This is a genomic window from Stenotrophomonas sp. TWI273 (assembly GCF_039674765.1).
GTDB lineage: Bacteria > Pseudomonadota > Gammaproteobacteria > Xanthomonadales > Xanthomonadaceae > Stenotrophomonas.
In genome coordinates this window covers 44,231-66,182 of record NZ_JBDJOA010000015.1, presented here as the reverse complement: position 1 = coordinate 66,182, position 21,952 = coordinate 44,231, and the positions used below count along the sequence as shown (strand labels likewise).

Annotated in this window: 17 protein-coding genes; 6 read left to right on the top strand and 11 right to left on the bottom strand. The window is 66.6% G+C overall.

All coding sequences use genetic code 11. From position 1 onward, the window contains the following. Positions 1–23 precede the first annotated feature (23 nt). From ABE571_RS15915 to ABE571_RS15905, 3 genes are all read right to left on the bottom strand, one after another. Positions 24–1,589, bottom strand: coding sequence for a protein adenylyltransferase SelO (locus ABE571_RS15915; protein ID WP_346482103.1), 1,566 nt, complete (start codon positions 1,587–1,589; stop codon positions 24–26). A gap of 37 nt (positions 1,590–1,626) precedes the next feature. Next, positions 1,627–2,319, bottom strand: coding sequence for a glutathione S-transferase (locus ABE571_RS15910; protein ID WP_313211580.1), 693 nt, complete (start codon positions 2,317–2,319; stop codon positions 1,627–1,629). A gap of 184 nt (positions 2,320–2,503) precedes the next feature. Then, positions 2,504–2,713 carry a cold-shock protein gene (locus tag ABE571_RS15905; protein ID WP_017356920.1) on the bottom strand — a complete coding sequence of 70 codons (210 nt, stop codon included), beginning with the start codon at positions 2,711–2,713 and terminating at the stop codon, positions 2,504–2,506. Between the two features lie 301 nt (positions 2,714–3,014). Here ABE571_RS15905 and ABE571_RS15900 point away from each other — a divergent pair, with 301 nt between their 5' ends. Then, the gene (locus ABE571_RS15900) at positions 3,015–3,491 is read left to right on the top strand and encodes a YaiI/YqxD family protein (RefSeq protein ID WP_346482102.1); all 477 of its coding nucleotides are present in this window, start codon (positions 3,015–3,017) and stop codon (positions 3,489–3,491) included. A gap of 127 nt (positions 3,492–3,618) precedes the next feature. On the opposite strand, the gene ABE571_RS15895 is transcribed toward ABE571_RS15900, so the two are convergent. Further along, positions 3,619–4,503, bottom strand: a complete 885-nt coding sequence (locus ABE571_RS15895) for a pseudouridine synthase (protein ID WP_346482101.1) — start codon at positions 4,501–4,503, stop codon at positions 3,619–3,621. 41 nt (positions 4,504–4,544) lie between these two features. Here ABE571_RS15895 and ABE571_RS15890 point away from each other — a divergent pair, with 41 nt between their 5' ends. The 3 genes from ABE571_RS15890 to ABE571_RS15880 all read left to right on the top strand — a co-directional run bounded on the left by ABE571_RS15890 (position 4,545) and on the right by ABE571_RS15880 (position 8,439). Continuing rightward, positions 4,545–5,096: a YaeQ family protein gene (locus ABE571_RS15890; protein ID WP_346494077.1), complete on the top strand. Its 552-nt coding sequence runs from the start codon at positions 4,545–4,547 to the stop codon at positions 5,094–5,096. Continuing rightward, positions 5,093–6,277: an NAD(P)/FAD-dependent oxidoreductase gene (locus ABE571_RS15885; RefSeq protein ID WP_346494075.1), complete on the top strand. Its 1,185-nt coding sequence runs from the start codon at positions 5,093–5,095 to the stop codon at positions 6,275–6,277. The genes ABE571_RS15890 and ABE571_RS15885 overlap by 4 nt, the downstream gene beginning before the upstream one ends. Before the next feature lie 92 nt (positions 6,278–6,369). Then, complete coding sequence (locus tag ABE571_RS15880) at positions 6,370–8,439, top strand: EAL domain-containing protein (RefSeq protein WP_313211575.1); 2,070 nt, start codon at positions 6,370–6,372, stop codon at positions 8,437–8,439. Positions 8,440–8,605: 166 nt separating this feature from the next. Here ABE571_RS15880 and fabV read toward each other — a convergent pair whose 3' ends face one another. The 6 genes from fabV to queA form a co-directional block, all read right to left on the bottom strand. Then, on the bottom strand, positions 8,606–9,865 hold the full coding sequence (gene fabV, locus ABE571_RS15875) for an enoyl-ACP reductase FabV (protein WP_313211574.1): 1,260 nt from the start codon (positions 9,863–9,865) through the stop codon (positions 8,606–8,608). A gap of 776 nt (positions 9,866–10,641) precedes the next feature. After that, positions 10,642–11,616: a protein translocase subunit SecF gene (gene secF, locus ABE571_RS15870; protein WP_313211573.1), complete on the bottom strand. Its 975-nt coding sequence runs from the start codon at positions 11,614–11,616 to the stop codon at positions 10,642–10,644. Positions 11,617–11,635: 19 nt separating this feature from the next. Continuing rightward, entirely contained in the window at positions 11,636–13,489 is a 1,854-nt protein-coding gene (secD, locus tag ABE571_RS15865) for a protein translocase subunit SecD (protein WP_313218035.1), read from the bottom strand. Positions 13,490–13,547: 58 nt separating this feature from the next. Beyond that, positions 13,548–13,892: a preprotein translocase subunit YajC gene (gene yajC / locus ABE571_RS15860; RefSeq protein ID WP_019183141.1), complete on the bottom strand. Its 345-nt coding sequence runs from the start codon at positions 13,890–13,892 to the stop codon at positions 13,548–13,550. Positions 13,893–14,047: 155 nt separating this feature from the next. Further along, on the bottom strand, positions 14,048–15,178 hold the full coding sequence (gene tgt / locus ABE571_RS15855) for a tRNA guanosine(34) transglycosylase Tgt (protein ID WP_176989755.1): 1,131 nt from the start codon (positions 15,176–15,178) through the stop codon (positions 14,048–14,050). 66 nt (positions 15,179–15,244) lie between these two features. Next, positions 15,245–16,276, bottom strand: a complete 1,032-nt coding sequence (queA, locus tag ABE571_RS15850; RefSeq protein WP_313211590.1) for a tRNA preQ1(34) S-adenosylmethionine ribosyltransferase-isomerase QueA — start codon at positions 16,274–16,276, stop codon at positions 15,245–15,247. 247 nt (positions 16,277–16,523) lie between these two features. Between queA and ABE571_RS15845 the strand changes: the two genes are divergently transcribed. Continuing rightward, entirely contained in the window at positions 16,524–18,020 is a 1,497-nt protein-coding gene (locus ABE571_RS15845; RefSeq protein WP_313218031.1) for an aminotransferase class III-fold pyridoxal phosphate-dependent enzyme, read from the top strand. Between the two features lie 272 nt (positions 18,021–18,292). Then, positions 18,293–18,886, top strand: coding sequence for a TIGR00730 family Rossman fold protein (locus ABE571_RS15840; RefSeq protein WP_123729018.1), 594 nt, complete (start codon positions 18,293–18,295; stop codon positions 18,884–18,886). Between the two features lie 21 nt (positions 18,887–18,907). Here ABE571_RS15840 and ABE571_RS15835 read toward each other — a convergent pair whose 3' ends face one another. Next, positions 18,908–21,790 carry an EAL domain-containing protein gene (locus ABE571_RS15835; RefSeq protein ID WP_313211570.1) on the bottom strand — a complete coding sequence of 961 codons (2,883 nt, stop codon included), beginning with the start codon at positions 21,788–21,790 and terminating at the stop codon, positions 18,908–18,910. Between the last annotated feature and the right edge of the window lie 162 nt (positions 21,791–21,952).

Below are 21,952 nucleotides of genomic sequence, written 5' to 3'. Positions count from 1 at the left end.
GTGGCATAGGGTAACCGAGCGCCCTACGAGCTGCAGGACAGCATCGAGCAGCCGGCCTTCACACGCGCCCACTCGGGTCGCTTGGCCGCGAAGTGCTCGCGCCCGGGCTGCACGTCATACGGGCGACGCAGCACCTCCAGCAGCGTGTGCACGCCACTGAGATCGCCCTGCTCCGCCTGCTCGATCGCCTCCTGGGCCAGCCAGTTGCGCAGCACGTAGACCGGGTTGGCGCGGCCCATCTGCTGCTGACGCGCCTGTGCACTCAGGCCATCGCAACGCAGGCGCACCGCGTACTGCTGCAGCCATGCCTGCAGCGACGGCAGCACCGCTTCGCGACGGGCCGGGCTGTAGAACGCCTCCTCCAGCACCGCCACCGAAGGCGATGCAGGATCGATCGCCATCAGCCCGCGGAACGCGAGCGTCATGTCCATCTCGCCCTCGTGCAGGATCTCCAGCCAGGCCGCCATCAACGCCACGTCGTCATCGCGGCAGCCGTCCAGGCCCAGCTTCGCGGCGATGTCGGCGCGCTCGCATTGCGCGTGCACCTGCTGGAAGCGCGCCAGACCGTCATGCAGCGGGGTGACATCCTCGAACAGAGGCGCCAAGGCCTGCGCCAGCCGGGTGAGATTCCAGTACGCCACCTGCGGCTGCGTGCCGAAACGATAGCGTCGGCCCTGCGCGTCGGTGGTGTTGGGGGTCCACTCGGGATCGTAATCCTCGACCCAGCCATACGGGCCGTAATCGATGGTGAGCCCGAGGATGGAGAGGTTGTCGGTGTTCATCACGCCATGCACGAAACCGACGCGCATCCAATGCGCGACAAGCACCGCGGTGCGCTCGCAGATGTCGGCAAACCAGCGCGCATGGCGCGCCTCGCCCGCCTCTGCCAGCGCAGGAAAATCGCGCGCGATGCAGACATCGGCCAACTGCCGCAGCAACGTCGTGTCGCCGCGCGACGCCGGCAGTTCGAAGCTGCCAAAGCGGATGAACGACGGCGCGACGCGACACACGATCGCGCCGGGCTCGGCTTCAGGGCGACCGTCGTAGAACATGTCGCGCACCACGGTATCGCCGGTGCCAACCAGACTCAGCGCCCGCGTGGTCGGCACACCGAGGTGATGCATCGCTTCGCTGCACAGGAACTCGCGGATGGACGAGCGCAGCACCGCCCGCCCGTCGGCGCCCCGCGAGTACGGTGTGCGCCCGGCACCCTTCAACTGCAGCTCCCAATGCGCACCATCCGGAGTGAGCAGCTCGCCCAGCGAGATCGCACGGCCATCGCCGAGTTGCCCCGCCCAATGGCCGAACTGATGCCCACCGTAGTTGGCCGCCCACGGTGCCATCCCGGCATACAGCGCATTGCCGCCGAACACCCGCGCGAAATCCTCGCTCTCGATCAGGTCCTCGCCCATGCCCAACAGCGTGGCCACCTCAGGCGAGTACGCCAGCAGCTGTGGCGCGGCGACCGGCGTCGGCATGACCGAAGACCACGCGGCCTCGCGCACCTCCCGCACGCGCGGGCCGGTTTCCGGGTCGCCGGGCAGGTCGCGGATGAAACGGTTGTCGAAACGCAGGGGCTGGGTGCTCATCGGTATGAAATGGGGACAGACCGGCTGCGCCGCAAGTTCAGCGCGAACCGCCGCCGAGGTTCAACGGACCGCCGCGCTCCACCGCACGCTGGTACGCCGGGCGCTGCTCGATCCGCGCCAGGTACGCCTGCAGCCGTGGATAGGCGGTCATGTCGCCACCGCGCGCGGCGGCGGCCTGGATCGGGAAGCTCATCTGGATATCGGCAGCGGTAAAGCGTTCACCGGCAAACCACGGCGACTGGCCGAGCTCGCGTTCCATCCAGTCCATGTGCAGCTTCACCTGCGGACGCACGAAGCCGTTCAGCGCCTTGTCGGCGATGGAGCGTGCGATCGGCTTGGCGAAGAACGGCATCGGCGCCTTGCGCAGCCGCGAAAACACCAGCGTCATCACCAGCGGCGGCATTGCCGAGCCTTCGGCGTAGTGCATCCAGTAGCGGTAACGCACGCGTTCGGGGGCCTGGGCCGGCATCGGCTCGGGCGAGAGCTGGCGGCCGCTGTCGTAGCGGTCGGCCAGGTATTCCAGGATCGCGCCGGATTCGGCCAGGACCAGGGCGTCGTCCTGCAGCACCGGCGATTTTCCCAGCGGGTGCACGTCGCGCAGCGCCTGCGGTGCCAGCCAGGTCTTGGGATCGCGCTGGTAGTTGACGACCTGGTACGGCAGGCCCAGTTCTTCGAGCATCCACAACACGCGCAGCGAGCGCGAGTGGTCCAGATGGTGCACCTTGATCATCGAGGGTTCCGCAGGGTCAAAGCGGCATCGTAACCGGGCAACAGGAACGATGACGTCTTCAACGGGGTCTGCGATGACGTCTTCAACGGCTCTGCGTCGACGATGGCCGGACGCCGCCCAATAAAAAACGCCGGAAGCTTTCGCTTCCGGCGTTTTAGGCGACCTTACGGTTGCGGGGGGTCGATTAGACCGCCTGCACCTGGTCAGCCTGCATACCCTTCTGGCCCTGCACGGCGACGAAAGTCACCTTCTGGCCTTCCTGCAGCGACTTGAAGCCGGTGCCCTGGATCGCGCGGAAATGCACGAAGAGGTCCGGGCCGCTTTCCGGGGTGATGAAGCCGAAGCCCTTGGCGTCGTTGAACCACTTCACGGTGCCCTGCTGACGATCAGACATGTACTAACTCCTGAAACAATAGTTGAAATAATCGCGGCCGCCGCGTATCGGAGCCGAGACTGAGTTGCAGGCGTTGGTAAAGCGGATCGATGAGCAGATCGTGAGATCAACTGCACCAGGCCACGATTCACGGTGACCCTAGCAAACACAGTGTGGGTGACGATACTCGTGTTTTACCGAAAAAGCGATAGCTGGGTGATTCAGCCATCCTCCCCCTCCCGCCTGACAGGACAAGGGGTCGGGCGATCCTACACGAAATCGCACCCCCTATTCAGATTTTTCCTACCTTAAGATCAGCCAAATGACCGATGCCCCGACCCCTAAAGTTCACATCTGGGTGGACGCCGACGCCTGTCCGGCCGTCATCAAGGAGATCCTGTTCCGGGCCGCCGAGCGCGCCGGGATCGAGATGACGCTGGTCGCGAACCACTGGCTGCGGACCCCTCCGTCCCGTTTCATCCGCTCGATCCAGGTTCCGCCGGGCCTGGATGTGGCCGACAGCGTGATCGTGGAACGGGTCCAGCCGGGCGATCTGGTCGTCACGCAGGACATCCCGCTGGCGGCCCTGGTGTTGGACAAAAAGGCCATCGCATTGAACCCGCGCGGCGACCTGTACACCCCGAACAACATGGCCGAGCGGCTGTCGATGCGCAATTTCATGGAGGAACTGCGCGGCGCCGGCGTTCAGACCGGCGGCCCTCCGCCGCTGCATGCGCGGGACAAGCAGGCCTTTGCCGCGCAACTGGACCGCTGGCTGGCCAAGCGTTCGGCAAGATGAACGGACGGATGGCGGGTCGAGGTCCGGCGCGGCGGAAAGTCGCGGCCCGGTAGTGCCGGCCGCCGGCCGGCTCCTCCGTAGCGCTTGGTGACCACCACACACCCCGGCAGCCGGCCAGCGGCCGGCTCTACAGGTGGAGCGACAGGCCGCTGGTGAACGTGCGCCGCTGCCCGCTCAGCGGGTCATCGAACGTCAGTTCCTTCGCCAGCAACTGCAGCGGCGTATCCGCCGGCCCGTCCGCGAGCAGGTCTGGGTACAGGTCATCGCCCAGGATCGGCGCGCCCAGCCCCGCCATGTGCACGCGCAGCTGGTGCTTGCGGCCGGTGACCGGGTACAGCCGGTAGCGCCAGACCGGGCCGGCCGCCTCGATCACTTCGATGCGGGTCCGCGCATTGGGCTCGCCGGGCACTTCGGCCATGCGGAAGAACGGCTCACCGGGGACCAGTCGCGTATGGCGTTCCAGCGGGAACGCCAGGGGCGGCAATGCCGGCGCCAAGGCTTCGTACACCTTCTCGATGCGCCGCTCGCGGAACAGGCGCTGGTAGGCATCGCGGCTGTCTGGCCGGGTGGAGAACAGCACCAGCCCGGCGGTCAGCCGGTCCAGGCGGTGCAGCGGCACCAGATCCCGGTTGCCGGTGCGCGCCACCAGCCGGGCCAGCAGCGTCTCGCGCACGTAACCGCCGGCAGGAGTGACCGGCAGGAAGTGCGGCTTGTCGGCCACCAGCAGGTCCGCGTCCTGGTGGACGATGGCCTCGGCGAAGGGAATCACCGGCTCATCGGCCACTTCACGGAAATACACGATCTCCAGCCCCACCTGCCAGGCCTGGTCCGGCGCGAGCGCCCTGCCCTGCGCGTCCTGCACCCGCCCCCGGGCGAAGCGGTCTGCCCACTGCGCGCGGTCGATGCGCGGAAAGCGCGCACACAGTCCCTCCAGCAGGCTCGGCCAGTCGCCGGGGGGCAACTGCAGGCGGCTGGGTGCGGGGGCAGCGAGGATCGGATCGGACGGGCTCATGGCGAACCATTATCATGGCGCTCTTTGTTTCAGGTATCCCCATGGCCCTCACCGCCACCATCCGCAAGGCCGAACTACAGATCAGCGACATGGATCGCGGCTATTACGCCAGCCATACGCTGACGCTGGCCCAGCACCCGTCCGAGACCGACGACCGCCTGATGGTGCGCCTGCTCACCTTCGCGCTGAACGCCGATGACCGGCTGGAGTTCGGCCGCGGCCTGAGCGTGGACGACGAGCCGGACCTGTGGCGACGCGACTACACCGGTGACGTCGAGCTGTGGATCGAACTGGGCCAGCCCGACGAGTCGCGCCTGCGCAAGGCCGCCGGCCGCGCGCGCGCGGTGCAGCTGGTCACCTACGGCGGCCGCGCCGCCGACATCTGGTGGGACCGCAACGCCTCCGCACTGAAGAAGCTGTCCACGCTGGACGTGATGGACCTGCCGGGCGAGTTCGTCACCGAATGGGGCGCGCAGATCGAACGCACGATGCAGTGGGACGTACAGATCCAGGACGGCGAAGTGCAGTTGACGTCCGACAAGGCGCAGCTCAGCGTCATCCCCTCCTGGCGCAAGCAGAAGCCGCAGGCGTGAGTGTGATCCGCTGTGATGTGCTGGTCATCGGGGCCGGCGCGGCCGGGCTGATGTGCGCGATGACCGCAGGCAAACGCGGGCGCCTGGTGCAGGTGATCGACCATGCCAACAAGGTTGGCAAGAAGATCCTGATGTCCGGCGGCGGGCGCTGCAACTTCACCAACACCGGCACCACGGCGGCCAACTTCCTGTCGGCCAATCCGCACTTCTGCAAATCCGCGCTGGCCCGTTACACGCCATACCACTTCATCGAGATGGTGGAGCGGCACGGCATCGCGTATCACGAAAAAGAGCTGGGCCAGCTGTTCTGCGACATCTCCTCCAAGCAGATCGTGAAGATGCTGGTGGACGAATGCCAGGCCGCCGGCGTGCAGATCCGCACCGACTGCGGCGTGCAGAAGGTGGAGCACGGCGCGGACGGCTTCCACGTGCACACCGCGCAGGGGCACTTCCATGCCGCCTCGCTGGTGGTGGCCACGGGTGGCCTGTCGATCCCGAGCATGGGCGCGACCGGCTTCGGCTATGAGCTGGCCCGCCAGTTCGGCCATGAGGTCCTGCCGACCCGCGCCGGGCTGGTGCCACTGACCCTGAGTGGCAAGCATCAGGAGCGCTTCAACGATCTCAGCGGCGTGGCCCTGCCGATCGAAGCGCGCTGCAACGGCACCGAGTTCCGCAACTCCATGCTGATCACCCACCGCGGCATCAGCGGCCCGGCGATCCTGCAGATCTCCTCGTACTGGCAGCCCGGCGATACGCTGCACCTGGACCTGCTCCCCGGCCAGGACGCGCTGGAGTGGCTGCGCCGGATGAAGGCCGAACGCGGCGCCGCCGAGCTGCGCACGGTGCTGTCGGAGGTGTTGCCGCGCCGGCTGGCGCTGCGCCTGTGCGAGCACTGGCTCCCGGACCGGCTGGTGCGCCAGATCGACGAGCCACAGCTGCGCGAGGCGGCCGAGCTGTTGCAGAATTTCCCGCTGGTGGCCAGTGGCACCGAGGGGTACCGTACCGCCGAAGTGACGCTGGGCGGAGTCGACACCCGGAAGGTGTCCTCCAGTACCTTTGAATCGCACGTGGTTCCCGGCCTGCACTTCATTGGGGAGGTGCTGGACGTGACCGGCTGGCTGGGGGGCTACAACTTCCAGTGGGCCTGGGCCTGTGGCCATGCGGCAGGGAGCGTGGCCTGAGCCGGAACCAGCGTTCCGTGATCGGCTACCGTTTGCCGCATGGACGTAGTCACACGCATCGTGTATCAAGTTTGCAGTCCGGGGAGTAGTGAATGCAGAACGCGAATGACATGACGGTCCGCCTGCTGATCGTGGACGACAGCGGCGAGAACGCCGAGACCATCGTCAGCACGCTGCGCAACAGCGGCATCGCGGTGCGCCCGACGCGCCCGCAGCACAGTGAGGAACTGGCCCAGGCACTGGGTACCCAGCCGATCGACCTGGTGCTGGTCACCGCGGCGCAGAGCATCCCACTGCTGCAGGTGACCCAGCAGATCGCGGCCAGCGGCAAGGACATCCCGATGATCCTGCTGGCCGAATCGATCAACGAAACCGAGTGGGTCGAGGCCGGGGCCAATGGCATCCGCGCCATCGCCCTGCGCCACCGGCCCGAGCACCTGCTGGCGGTAGTGCGCAACGAATGGACCGATCTGCATGCGCGCCGCGGGCTGCGCCGGATCGAGGCGCAGATGCGCGAGACCGAGCGCCGCTGCGATGCGCTGATCTCCTCCTCGCGCGACCCGATCGCCTACATCCATGAAGGCATGCACATCCGGGCCAACGAGGCCTACCTGGAGATGTTCGGCTACGAAACCTTCGACGATGTGGAAGGCATCTCGCTGCTGGACATGGTCGCCCCGCAGCATGTGGACGGCTTCAAGCAGCTGCTCAAATCCATGAGCAAGGGCGATGCGCCGCCGCCGCAGTACCAGGTGGATGCGCGCAACCAGGACGGCGCGGTGTTCCCGGCCACGATGGAGTTCACCCAGGCCAGCTATGAGGGCGAATCGTGCCTGCAGGTGGTGTTCCGCCGCCGCATGGAGTTCGATCCGGAGCTGGCGCGCGAGGTCGAGGACCTGCGCCAGCGCGACCAGGTCACCGGCCTGCTCAACCGCCCGACCTTCATGTTGCATGTCGAACATGCCGTGGCCCAGGCCGGTCGCAGCGAGGGCCGGTTCGGCCTGCTGTTGATCGAACCGGATCATTACGCGCGCCTGCTGCCGGAGATCGGCCTGGACTCGGCCGACACACTGATCGGCGCCCTCGCCCGCGTGCTGGCCCACTCGGTGGGCGACACCGCACAGGTGGCGCGCTTCGGCGAGCACAGCTTTGCCGTGCTGACCGAAGCGCCCTACGCGCAGACCGTCGCCCTGGCCGACCAGATCCGTGAGGCATTCGCCTCGCAGGTGTTCAGCATCGGCGAGCGCTCGGCCACGGTCACGGTCAGCGTGGGCGGTGTGCAGGTCGGTGAAAAGATCGCGAGCATCGGCCAGGTGCTGGCGCGTGCCACCGAGTGCACCCAGGCGGCACTGGAGCTGGGCAACACCACCCGCGTATTCGATCCGGCCGCGGTGGATCGCGTGGAAGAAGAACGCATCCAGCACTGGGTCGCACGCATCCGCCAGGCCTTGGCCGGCGATGGCTTCCAGCTGCATTACCAGCCGGTGCTCAACCTGCAGGGCGAAGCGCTGGAGCTCTACGAAGCCTACCTGCGCCTGGACCACAACGGCGAGCTGCTCAGCCCGACGGCCTTCCTGGGCATTGCCGAGGATCACGGGTTGCTGGCCGACATCAACCGCTGGGTGGTCACCCACGCGATCGGCATGCTCGCCGCGCGCAAGCGCGAGGGCCATGTGACCCACCTGATGGTGAAGATCACCCCGGAGTCGTTCAACGACCCGCAGATGATCGCCACGCTCCGGCGCGAACTCGAGGCGCAGGGCGTGCCGGGCGAACAGCTGTGGCTGCATGCGCCGGAGGCCAAGGTGTTCACCCACCTGCGCAATGCCCAGCAGTTCCTGGCCGCGGTCGCCCCGCTGGGCTGCCGGATCGGTCTGGAGCAGTTCGGATCAGGACTGGATTCGTTCCAGCTGCTGGCGCACTTCCAGCCGCAGTTCCTCAAGCTGGACCGCGACTTCACGTCCGACTTCGCCCGCACCCGCGAGCACAGCGAGAAGATCAGCGAGATCACCGCGCGTGCGCAGGCCGCCAACATCCGGACCATCGCCGAGTTCGTCGCCGATGCCAACTCGATGAGCCTGCTCTTCAGTGCCGGCGTGGATTACGTGCAGGGTGAGTTCGTCGGCCCGGCGGGGCCGGTGATGAACTTCGACTTCAGCTGAGCGTCTGAGCGTCACGACCAACGGTCGTGACCTACGGCTTCCCGGACATCCGGGTGCGCTGCCGGCGCATCCCGGTGCGCCGCATGGGCGTCACGGCGCGGCGCGTGGGCATCTGCGCGCACCACACCGGTAGATGCCGACCGTTGGTCGGCATCCCTCCTTCCGATCAGGCCATCTCGACCAGGTTCGGAATCTTCACGTCGGTGGCGACATCGGCGTCGTAATCCACGCCTTCCACGCCGAACCCGAACAGACGCAGGAAATCGGCCTTGTAGCCGGCCAGATCGCTGATCTCGTACAGGTTCTCGTTGGTCACCTGCGGCCACAGCGCGACCACCTCGCCCTGCACCTCCGGTGCCATTTCCTTGTAGTCCGCGCGCAGGCGGCCGGCGTCATCGATCAGCTCGACCTTGCGGCCGCCATCGGTGACCAGATCGTGGCGCAGGCGCTCGGTTGCGGTGCCCGCGTCCTTGCCGCCGTAGAGGATGTCGTACAGCGTATCGAGCTGCTCGATGCAGCCTTCATGCGTGCCCTTGGCCTTCATCACCTTGAACAGCAGCGACAGGTACAGCGGCATGGTCGGGATGGCCGAGCTGGCCTGGGTGACCACCGCCTTGAGCACCGACACGCGCGCATCGCCACCGATCGGGGCCAGCTTCTGGCGCAGACCGACGACCTTCTCGTCCAGATCCTTCTTGGCCGCGCCGATGGAGCCGTTCCAGTAGATCGCCTGGGTGATTTCCTCACCGACATAGGTGAAGGCCGTGGTGGTCGCGCCCTCGGCCAGCACACCGGCCTCGAGCAGCGCATCGATCCACATCTGCCAGTCTTCGCCGCCCATGACGGCGACGGTGCCGGCGATCTCTTCGGGCGTGGCCGGCTCGATCGTGGTCTCGGTGATCACTTCCTTGTCGGTATCCAGGCCACGCAGCGTGATCGGCGCACCGATCGGCTTGAGCGTGGAGCTGATCACTTCACCGGTCTTGGGATGCTTGCGGCGCGGCGCGGCCAGGCTGTACACCACCTGGTCGACCTGGCCGAGGTCCTGCTTGATCAGCTCGATGACCTTGGCCTTGACCTCATCGGAGAACGCATCGCCATTGACGCTCTTGGCGTACAGACCGGCCTGCTCGGCGTACTTGTGGAACGCGGCGGTGTTGTACCAGCCGGCGGTGCCGGGCTTGGTCTCGGTGCCCGGGCGCTCGAAGAACACGCCCAGCGTGGCGGCATCGCTGCCGAAGGCGGCAGTGATGCGCGCGGCCAGCCCGTAGCCGGTGGAGGCGCCGAGCACCAGCACCTTCTTCGGGCCATTGGTGATCTTCGGCTTGGACTGGATGTAATCGATCTGCTGCTTGACGGCCGCATCGCAGCCGACGGGATGGGTGGTGACGCAGATGAAGCCGCGCACACGCGGTTTGATGACCATGTAAACCTCGAGGGGACTGGCGCAGGGCGGACCGGCGCGATGAAAAGGGAGGTCGCGCGCCACCGGAGCGGCTGCGCGGAACGCAAGGGATCGTAGTGCGCAGCGCTGCTTAGTACAACCGACGGGGGTGTATGTTCCTCGTGGCCTGGGACCGGTGAGGGCAGGTCGGGACGCGCCGTGAATCCGTCCCTGGAGGCTCGACACCCGCATCCATGCGGGTGACGGTCCCGCCCTGCCCTCACCGGCCCCTGCCCGACGCAGGGTCGCTGCGGACGGGAGAGCAGCCACGCATGGCGTGGCTCTACCTGCCACACCTGACGCTGTGACGAGTGCATTGGGTGCTGACTCTTGGAGATTGGCCGACTGTCGCCGAACCAGGATCGCGCGTGCAGAGAGTCACCAATGCCAAGGCCGATTCTTGCCCCACGTAGATCCACGCCAGCGCGGGTGCCGTTGCTTTGCTTTGCTTTGCGTGGCTTTGCTTTGCGTGGCTTTGCCTTGCTTCGCTCTGCCCTACCAACCGCCATCCAGCCCCCTGTCTGGAGGGTGACGGATAGCGATGTGCAGGACCGTTGGAGCGCCATGGATGGCGCTCACGAGCCCCCAGGGATGGGTTTACGGCGGGTCCAGCACAGCGCTATCCGTCGCCCTCCAACAGTGAGCACCCAAGGCGCCGCCCTGGCTCTGGCTCTGGCTCCGGCTCCGGCTCTGGCCCCAAACAAAAAGAAAGGCCGCGCAATGCGCGGCCTTTCAGATGTTTCACACCACCAGAAAACTTACGGACGACGCTCCAACGCTTCCACGTCCTTGGCCTTCGGCAGCAGATCCTGCTTGGTCACCGCCAGCGCGCCCATCGTCAGCAGCGGGCAGGCAATGAAGATCGACGACAGCGTACCGATCACCGCACCGATCATCTGGCTCAGCGCCAGTCCTTCCAGCGAACCACCGCCGTACAGGTACAGCGCCAGCACCGACAGGAAGAACACCAGCGAGGTGATGATCGTGCGCGACAGCGTCTGGTTGATCGACCGGTTCATCACTTCCAGCGGCTCCACGCGCAGGCTGCGGAAGTTCTCACGCACACGGTCGAAGACCACGATGGTGTCGTTGATCGAGAAGCCCATCACCGACAGCAGACCTGCCAGCACGGTCAGATCGAACTCGCGGCCGCTCAGCGAGAAGTAACCCGCCACCACCAGCACGTCGAACAGCGTGGTGATGATCGCCACCATCGCGAACTTCCACTCGAAGCGGAAACCGATGTAGATCAGGAAGCCGATCAGCACGAACAGCGCTGCGTACAGGCCGTTCAGCGCCAGCTCTTTACCGACCTGCGGGCCGACAAACTCGGCACCCACGATGGCGGCCTGGTTGCCCTCCATCGAGATCGCTTTCTGCACGGCTTCGGCGGTGCGGTTGTTGGCCTCACCGGCGTTCTCGCCCTCGGCCATCTCCTGCGGCTGCAGACGGATCAGCAGGTTGCTGCCGCTGCCGAAGCTCTGCACCTGGGCCCCGGCATAGCCGGCGCCTTCCAGATGGTCGCGCACGGCATCGACGTCAGCGGGCTTGTCGAAGCGGACTTCGACCACGGTGCCGCCGGTGAAGTCCAGCGCGTAGTTGAAGCCCTTGAAGGCAATGCAGCCGATGGCGGCAATGAACACCAGCGCCGCCAGGCCAATGGCCACCCAGCGGGTGCGCATGAAGTCGAACTTGGTGTCGTTCGGGATCAGATGCAACGGGAAAAGTTTCATGGTTTCTATTCGCTTCCCGTCAAATGGCCAGGGTCTTGAGCTTCTTGCGGCGGCTGTAGACCAGCACGGCAAGGGCACGCGAGACGGTGATTGCAGTGAACATGGAGGCCAGGATGCCGACGATCATGGTCACGGCGAAGCCCTTCAACGGACCGGTACCGAACGCATACAACGCCACACCCGCCAGGATGCCGGTGAGGTTGGCGTCCAGGATGGTCCCGGAAGCCTTCTCGTAACCGGCCACGATGGCCGTCTTGGGCGGCATGCCGGCCCGCAGCTCTTCACGGATACGCTCGTTGATCAGCACGTTGGCGTCGACCGACAGGCCGATCGACAGCGCCAGACCGGCGAAGCCGGGCAGCGTCATCGTCGCACCGAACAGCGACATCACCGCCACCACGATCAGCAGGTTGAACAGCATGGCCACCGAGGTGATCACGCCGAACATGCGGTAGTACACGGTGAAGAAGATCAGGGTGAACAGGAACGCGAAGCCGACCGCGGTCACGCCGCGCTCGACGTTCTCCGCACCCAGGCTCGGGCCGACGATGCGTTCTTCAACGAAGTCCATCGGCGCGGCCAGCGAACCGGATTTCAGCAGCTTGGCCAGGTTTTCCGCCTCGGTCTTCTCAAGGCCGGTGGTCTGGAAGTTCTTGCCGAACACGCCGTTGATGTTGGCGACCGAGATCACTTCTTCCTTGACGCGGAAGCTGCGCACTTCCTTGCCATCGACCACGTTCACGGTCGGGATGCGTTCGGTGTAGACCACCGCCATCGGCTTGTTGACGTTGGCGCTGGTGAAATCAAACATGCGCTGGCCGCCGACATTGTTCAGCGTCACGCTCACGGCCGCAGCGCCGTTCTGGTCGGTGGTGGCCTGGGCGGCGACCATCTGGTCGCCGGTCACGATCACGCGCTTGTTGAGCAGGATCGGGCCACGGTTGTCACGCTGCTGGTAGACCTTGGCCTCCGGCGGGATACGGCCGCTGGTGATCGCGTCCTGGGCATTGCCCTCGACCACGGCGCGGTACTCCAGCGTCGCGGTGGCACCGATCATGCGCTTGGCTTCAGCGGTGTCCTGCACGCCCGGCAGCTGCACGACCACGCGGTCGGCACCCTGGCGCTGGATGATCGGCTCGGCCACGCCGAGCTGATTGACGCGGTTGCGCAGCGTGTTGACGTTCTGCTCGATGGCGCCGTTGGCGATCGCGGTCAGTTCCGTCTCCGGCATGCTCACGGTGATGCGGTTGCCCGCCACCTCGTAGCCCAGCGTCGGCTGCGCCTTGACCATGACTTCGCGGGCACGCGCGGCGGCATCGGCACCGGCGGACGGGCTGATGGTGGCCACGATGGTGTTGTCGCCACGACGCTCCACCGACTGGTAGGCGATGCGGGCATCGCGCAGGCTGGTCCGCACGTCTTCGGCGTAGGCGTCCAGACGCTTGTCCAGTGCAGCCTTCTGGTCGACCTGCAGCACGAAGTGCACGCCGCCCTGCAGATCCAGGCCGAGCACCATCGGCTTGGCGCCGAGGTCGCTCAGCCACTCCGGCACGGTGGAGGCCAGGTTCAGGGCGACCACGTAGTCCTCGCCCATCTCGTCGCGCAGGGCGTCGTTGGCGGCGGTCTGCGCCTGCAGCGTCGGCAGGCGCACGATCAGGCTGTCGCCTTCCTTGGCCACCGACAGCGGCTCCACGCCGGCCTGCTTGAGGTCACCCAGCACGCGGTCGCGCAGGGCGTCGTCGATCTGCCCGCCACGGTTGGCGGTGATCTGCACGGCAGGGTCCTTCTGGTAGATGTTGGGCAGTGCGTACAACGCACTGACCGCCAACACGATCAGGATGAGGAAATACTTCCAGCGTGGAAATTCGAGCATTGCTTGGGTCCCGCGCGGTGCCCGTCCCGGCACCGCGGTTGAACGGAAAGGGAGTGGATCAGTTGGCCGACTTCAGCGTGCCGGTCGGCAGCACATTGCCCACGGCGCCCTTCTGCACGCGGATGCGCACGTTCTCGGCCACTTCGATGGTGATGAAGTTGTCGCCGATGTCGGTGACCACGCCGGCGATGCCGCCGTTGGTCAGCACTTCGTCACCGCGCTTGACCTTCTCCAGCATGGCCTTGTGTTCCTTCTGGCGCTTCATCTGCGGGCGGATCATCAGGAAGTACATGATCGCGATCAGGATGATCGGGAACAGCAGGGTGGTCAGACCCATGCCCTGCGGCTGGCCACCGGCGGCCTGGGCGTTGGCGGTGGGAATCAGGAAGGCGAGCAGGTTCATAGTGTGTCCTTGGGTTGGGAGGCGCCCTGCCCTCTTTGAGGGTCGGGGAGTCGCCGCGAAACGGGGGTCAGCCTCGAAGTATGCCATGGCCCCGGGAGTTCGTCCTTGGGCCGTTTGGCAGGGTTCGCGCGCTGGATCGGCTGGCGGGGGTCACTTTACAGCGCGGGCGTGACCGCACCACGGGCCGCGTAGAAGGACTCGCGGAAGGCGGTAAAGGTTCCCGCCGCGATCGCCTCGCGCATGTCGGCCATCAACTTCTCGTAGTAATAGAGGTTGTGGATGGTGCCCAGCATCGGCGCCAGCATCTCGTTGCAGCGGTCCAGGTGGCGCAGATACGAGCGGGTATAGCCGCTGGTGCAGGCATGGCAGCCGCAGCCCGGCTCGATGGTGTCCATGTCGCGCTCGTAGCGGGCGTTGCGGATGCGGACCGTGCCGAACGAGGTGAAATAGTGGCCGTTGCGGGCATTCCGGGTCGGCATCACACAATCGAACATGTCCACGCCGCGGGCGACGCCTTCGACCAGATCCTCCGGGCGGCCGACGCCCATCAGGTAGCGCGGGCGATCGGCCGGCAGGATCGGGTGCATATGGTCGAGCATGGCGTTGCGTTCGTGCTCGGGCTCGCCCACGGCCAGGCCGCCGATGGCGTAGCCGTCGAAGCCGATCTGCTGCAGACCCTCGGCCGAGCGGCTGCGCAGGTCGTGATGGACGCCGCCCTGGACGATGCCGAACAGCGCCGCGTCGTTGCCCAGTTCATCGTGCGCGTTACGGCTGCGCTGCGCCCAGCGCAGGCTCAGCTCCATCGAGGTGCGCGCGACCGGCTCGGTGGCCGGGTACGGGGTGCACTCGTCGAAGATCATCACCACGTCCGAATCGAGCACCTTCTGGATGCGCATGCTCTCTTCCGGGCCCAGGAACACACGGGCGCCGTCGGTCGGCGAGGAGAACGTCACGCCCTGCTCGGTGATCTTGCGGCGGTGGGCCAGCGAGAACACCTGGAAGCCGCCGGAGTCGGTCAGGATCGGGCCGTTCCAGCGCGCGAAGCCATGCAGCCCGCCGTGGTCGGCGATCACGTCCAGGCCCGGGCGCAGGTACAGATGGAAGGTGTTGCCGAGGATGATTTCCGCACCCAGCGCGCGGATCTGCTCCGGCAGGATGCCCTTCACCGAGCCATAGGTCCCCACCGGCATGAAGGCCGGGGTTTCCACGGTCCCGCGCGGGAAGGTCAGGCGGCCGCGGCGGGCGCGACCGTCGGTGGTCTGGAGCTGGAACTGGAGTCGGGACATGGAGCGGTCATTCGGGCAAATAGTCTGCCATTGTCGCCGAAAACGGCCGCGCCTGCCCCGCTGACCTCATTCCCCCTGCGGGAACAGCAGCATCGCATCGCCATAGCTGAAGAAGCGGTACTTCTCCGCGATCGCAGCCTGGTAGGCCTCGAACACCCGGGCCTGGCCGGCAAACGCCGAGATCATCATCAGCAGCGTGCTTTCCGGCAGATGGAAGTTGGTCACCATCGCGTCCACGCTGCGGATCCGGTAGCCCGGCGTGATGAAGATCTGGGTTTCCCCGGCGTAGGGCAGCAGTTCGCCCTCGCGCATGGCGCTTTCCAGCGCACGCACCACGGTGGTCCCGACGCCGATCACCCGGCCGCCCGCAGCCCGGGTGCGGCGCACCTGCTGGACCAGTTCAGCCCCGACGTTCAGCCACTCACGGTGCATCACGTGTTCTTTCAGATCGTCCACGCGGACCGGCTGGAAGGTGCCCGCACCCACGTGCAGGGTCACGTGGCCGAACGCCACGCCCTTGTCCTTCAACGTGGCCAGCAGGGCCTCATCGAAGTGCAGGCCGGCGGTCGGGGCGGCCACCGCGCCGATCTCGCGCGCGAACACGGTCTGGTAGCGCTCGCGGTCGTCCACGCCCGGCTCGCGCTGGATGTAGGGCGGCAGCGGCAGCCGACCGGCGTGCAGCAGCCATTGCTCCAGCGCCTCGGGCACGTGGAACTGCAGCACGTAGAACTCGCCGTCGCGGCCCAGCACCTCGGCCTCGCCACCGGCGTCGAGCGCGATGCGGCTGCCTGGCTTGGGCGACTTGCTGGCGCCGACCTGCGCGCGGGCCTGCTGGCCACCGAGCAGGCGCTCGATCAGGATCTCGACACGGCCGCCGCTGGCCTTCTGGCCGAACAGACGGGCCGGGATCACCCGGGTGTCGTTGAAGACCAGCAGGTCGCCGGGCTGCAGCAGGTCGGGCAGATCGCGGACCTGGCGGTGATCAAACGCGGCCGGGGCCGGCGGCACCACCATCAGGCGGCTGGCCGAGCGCTCGGCGAGCGGCGCCTGGGCAATCAGTTCAGGCGGCAGGTCGTAGTTGAAATCGGACTTCTTCAAGGGAGCGCACGGCAACGTGTAGGCAATGTCGGCCATTGTACGACTGGCTCTCGGTGGCAACGAAGGATTCGCCAAACGTCGCGCAAAATGCTGCTTTGCAACAGTTTTTGACGGGGTTATCGCGCGAAAAACCGCGTGCTAGCATCGAGCCGGAAGTCTGATGCACGAGCAGGAATGCCCGAAGCGCGCGCGAATAGACGCGCGTTTTGCTTTTCCGCCGTGCCGCCATCGTTTCAGGAGATCTGCAATGAGCTTCATCGAACGTCTCGCCCCGCTCCGCGCCCAGCCCGGCACCCGCCTCACCACCGGCCTGGATGACGCCACCCTCGAACGCCTGGCCGCCGGCCACCCCGCCCTGGTCGCCGCCATCGACGCCGCCGCCGCTGAATTCGAGCGCGTGCGCGCCGATCTTGGCGGCCTGCTGGCACTGGACGAGCGCGCCCAGATCGATGCGATGCAGGAGGGGTTCGTCAATTTCTATGCCGATGATGCGGTCACCCCGTACGTCGCCCTCGCCGCCCGTGGCGCATGGGTGGTCACCCTGAAGGGCGCGGTGCTGTACGACGCCGGCGGCTACGGCATGCTCGGCTTCGGGCACACCCCCGAGGCGGTGATGCAGGCGATGGCCGCGCCGCAGGTCATGGCCAATGTGATGACCCCCAGCCTGTCCCAGCAGCGCTTCATCCAGGCGTTGCGCAAGGAGATCGGCCACCGTCGTGGCGGCTGCCCGTACAGCCACTTCATGTGCCTGAACTCGGGCTCCGAAGCGGTAGGGCTGGCCGCCCGCATCGCCGATGTCAACGCCAAGCTGCAGACCGATCCGGGCGCCCGCCACGCCGGTGCGAAGATCAAGCGCGTGGTGGTGAAGGGCAGCTTCCACGGCCGCACCGACCGCCCGGGCCTGTATTCCGATTCCAGTCGCAAGACTTACATGCAGCACCTGGCCAGCTACCGCGGCGAGGACACGGTGATCGCGATCGCGCCCTATGACGAGGAGGCGCTCAAGCGCGTGTTCGCCGAGGCCGAACAGAACCGCTGGTTCATCGAGGCGGTCTTCCTGGAGCCGGTGATGGGCGAAGGCGACCCCGGCCGCTCGGTGCCGCCCGCGTTCTATGCGCTGGCCCGCGAACTGACCCGCCAGCACGGCAGCCTGCTGCTGCTGGATTCGATCCAGGCCGGCCTGCGCGCGCACGGCGTGCTCTCGATCGTGGATTACCCGGGCTTCGAAGGCCTGGATGTGCCGGACATGGAAACCTACTCCAAGGCGCTCAACGCGGCCCAGTTCCCGCTTTCCGTGCTGGCCGTGACCGAGCATGCGGCGCAGCTGTATCGCAAGGGCATCTACGGCAACACCATGACCTCCAACCCGCGGGCGCTGGACGTGGCCTGCGCCACGTTGTCGCTGCTGACGCCGCAGGTGCGCGAGAACATCCGCGTGCGCGGCGAGGAAGCCGTGCGCAAGCTGGAACAGCTCAAGACCGAGCTGGGCGGGCTGATCACCAAGGTCCAGGGCACCGGCCTGCTGTTCTCCTGCGAGCTGGCCCCGCAGTTCAAGTGCTATGGCACCGGCTCCACCGAAGAGTGGCTGCGCAACCATGGCATCAATGTGATCCATGGCGGCGAGAACTCGCTGCGCTTCACCCCGCACTTCGGCATGGACGGCGAAGAGCTGGACCTGCTGGTCGGCCTGGTCGGCCGCGCGTTGAAGGAAGGTCCGCGCCGGGAGCAGTCGCAGGCGGCCTGAGGCCGGCGGTACGAACAACGGCAGCCGACCAACGGTCGGCTCTACCCCCATGAACCCCGGTAGAGCCGACCGTTGGTCGGCTGCCACAAACCCGGCAGAGCAACCACTACCCAGCCGCCACCCCCGGCGCCCGATTGGCCCCCGCGCCCGAAACGCGCGATAATCCGCCACCGCACCTGCGGAACGACACCCCGTCACGAGACCAGCGCACCGGTCATCGGCGGGGCTTTTTCGTTTCCGGTCGCTACAGATTCGGACAACAGGAAGATCCAATGAAGTCGATTTGCGTTTACTGTGGTTCCAACCCCGGCAGCAAGCCGGTCTACACCGAGCGCGCCATCGCGCTGGGCGACCGCATCGCCCGCGACGGCCTGCGCCTGGTCTACGGCGGCGGCAACGTCGGCCTGATGGGCACCGTGGCCAATGCCGTGCTTGAAGGCGGCGGTGAAGTCACCGGCGTGATCCCGCAGCAGCTGGCGGACTGGGAAGTGGCCCACCGTGGCCTGACCGAGCTGGAAATCGTCGGTTCGATGCACGAGCGCAAGTCGCGCATGTTCGATCTGTCCGATGCGTTCGTCGCCCTGCCCGGCGGCTTCGGCACCATGGAAGAAATTTTCGAGATGCTGACCTGGCGCCAGCTGGGCATCGGCAACAAGCCCTGCGCGTTCCTGGATGTGGACGGCTTCTATGCCCCGCTGATCGGCATGATCGATCGCATGGTCGAAGAGCGCTTCCTGCACCCGGCCCAGCGCGCGGACCTGTGGTATGGCTCGGACATCGATGAAATGCTGGCCTGGATGCGTGCCTACGAGCCGGCGCAGGCCTCCAAGTGGATCGACGAAAAGCGGGCCAACGCGCTGCGTTGATGCCTGCGGCACCGCGACGGTTCAGGCCGTCGCGGGGATCACCATCGGGGCCGGCCGGCCGAGCAGATAGCCCTGGCCGTAATCGCAGCCGAGCTGCAGCAGCGTATCGTGCTGGGCCTGGGTTTCGATGCCCTCGCCCACCGTTTCGATGCCCAGTGTGCGCGCCAGTGACAGCACGCCCTGCACCAGCGCGTGCGTGCTCTGCATGTCCTGGCCGTGCAGGCCGGCGATGAAGGATTGGTCGATCTTCAGCGTCGAGATCGGGAACCGGTGCAGGTAGGACAGCGCCGAGAAGCCGGTGCCGAAATCATCCAGCTGCACCAGCACCCCGCGCTCACGCAGGGTCTGCAGGATGCGCAGCGTGCGTGGGCCATCATCCAGCAGCGCCACCTCGGTGATCTCCAGCCGCAACCGGTGCGGATCGGCGCCGGCCGCTTCGATCAGGCCGAACAGGCGCGTGCTGAAATCGGCCGAGCGGAAGTGCCGCGGCGACACATTGACGGACAGATACCCACGGCCACCGCGCGCGAGCTGGGTGATCACCTGTTCGTACAGCAACCAGTCCACCTGTTCGATCAGGCCGCTCTCTTCGCCCAGATCCAGGAACGCACTCGGCAGCAGCAGCCCGCGGCGCTCGTGCTGCCAGCGCAACAGTGCTTCGTGGCCGACCAGCTCACCATCGCTGAGCCGCACGATCGGCTGATAGAACGGCATGAAATCCCGGTTGATGATGGCCCGGCGCAGGTCCGCCTCCAGGTCCAGGCTGCGCAGTGCCTGCTCGCGCATCGCCTCATCGAACACGGCGCAGCGATCATTGCCCTGCGCCTTGGCGCGGTACATCGCCGCATCCGCATCGCGCACCAGTTCCTCGCCGTTGCGGTAACGCGGGTTCCACATGGCGATACCCAGGCTGCCCGAGGGGAACAGTTCGCGCCCCTTCACCCACATCGATTCTTCCAGCGCCACCAGCATGCGCTGGGAAAACTCCAGCGCCGAGGCCAGGCCATCGCCGCACTGGAGCAGGATCGCGAACTCATCCCCGCCCAGCCGTGCGACCACATCCTGTGCGGAGATCATCGAGACGATGCGCTTGGCCACCTCCACCAGCATCTGGTCACCAGCGGCATGGCCGATGCTGTCATTGACCAGCTTGAACCGGTCCAGGTCCAGGAACAGCACGGCAAAGCCCTGGCTTTCGTTGGCGCGCGCACGCACGATCGCGTCTTCCAACCGGTCCAGCAGATGCAGGCGATTGGGCAGTCCGGTCAGCGCGTCGTGCATGGCCTGGTGGGTGAGGCGCTGTTCGGCACGCAGGCGCTCGCCGATCTGGCCCAGCAGCTTGTCGTTGACGTCGGCCAGCTCGCGGGTGCGCTCGTCCACGCGCTTTTCCAGATCGGCATGCGCGTTGCGCAACCGTTCCTGGTCACGCTGGCGCGCCAGTCCGTTGCCGATGTTCTGTGCCACGAAGGTCAGCAGCCGCTGGTCGTGCACGGTGAACACCACCTCCGGTGAATAACTCTGCACCACGATCACGCCGACCACATCGTCATCGCTCAACAACGGCACACCCAGCCAGCAGTTCGAGCGCGCACCGAACTCGCGCACCACGCCACTGTCGCGCAGCGCATCGATGCGCTCACGCGTGGCCAGCAGCGGTTGCCGGTTGCGCACGATGAACTCGGTCAGGCCTTCGCTGAAGGGCCGTGGTGCGCGCGAGGGGTTGTACTCATCCACCGAGTACACGAACTCCAGCCCATCCCCGCGTTCATTGACCAGCGCGATATAGAAGTTGCGCGCATCCAGCAGCGTGCCGACGACGCCATGCACCTGGCCGTAGTACTGCGACAGCGACTCGGCGCTCATCGCCAGCTCGGCGATGTTGAACAGCGCCATCTGCAGTTTCTCAGCACGGCGGCGCTCGACCACCTCCTCCTGCAGATTGCGGTTGGCACGCTGCAGCTCGACCGTGCGGCGCTCGACCTGCCGCTCCAACTGCACCTGCGCCTGGCGCCGGTCCATCGCGGTCAGGATGTGCTGGGCGACATAGCCCAGCAGGGTGCGGTCGGCCTCGCCATAGCGCGCGCGGTGTTCGTAGCTCTGCACCACGATCGCGCCGCACACGCGCCCATCGCGCAGCATCGGCACGCCCAGCCAGTCCAGGCTTTCCGGGCCGCGCTCGGGGTCATGTTCGTCATCAAGGACGGCCAGCAGTTCCCGCGAGGGACCGCTCAACGGCTCACCATGCCGCAGCAGCGCGAAGGTGAGGCTGCGTGGCATTTCATGCTCTTCGTAGCTGCGATCCGGGTCGGCAACGAAATCATCTTTCTGATCGGCGAAATACAGGAAGCGGACCCGGTGGCGGATGTCGTCGTATTCGACGATGAAACAGTTCTGCGCGTACATCAGCGAATTGAGCACGCGATGGAAGTGGCGCAGCATCTCGGCCATTTCCAGGTCCGCACCGGCCAGATCGGCGATTTCATAGAGCGCCTGCTGCAGGCGTTTGGAGTCTTCCAGGGAGGCGATCTCGCGGCGCTGCCGCGCCAGCAGCAGGGTGCTCTGGAACAGGGAGCGCGCCAACGCCCACCAGGTGTCCGGCGGTGTCGTCCCGGCGGCCGGGGTCACGTCCAGCGTCAGGGCGGCGCCGCTGTGGTTCCAGCACTGCTGCAGCGCCATGCCGGCCGAGGCCGCCTGACGCCGCGCGGGACCAGGGCCCGCCGGCGGGCTGCGGCCCTCAGGATGGGCCAGGGCACCCTCGCCCAGCACCGGATCCGACCAGGCCAGCGTGATCGCCGCCCCTGCCGGCAACAGGGCGCACAACGCCGTGGCGACCGCGGCAGGGATCACCGCATCACCGTCCCGTTGCACTGAAGAGGTCACCATCTGGCTGGTCACGTTGCTCATCTCTCGCGTGCCGACTGCCCGGCACCGCCCCTGTCCTGCGAGCATAACGCGCGGACCGGGGGGCAATGGAAGCGCTTCAACCCCGTCCGGCGCTGCTGGACGTTGTTCGTGCTGTGCCCCAGGTCATCACCATGCCATCCCGCTCTGCCGCCCCGCGCGCCA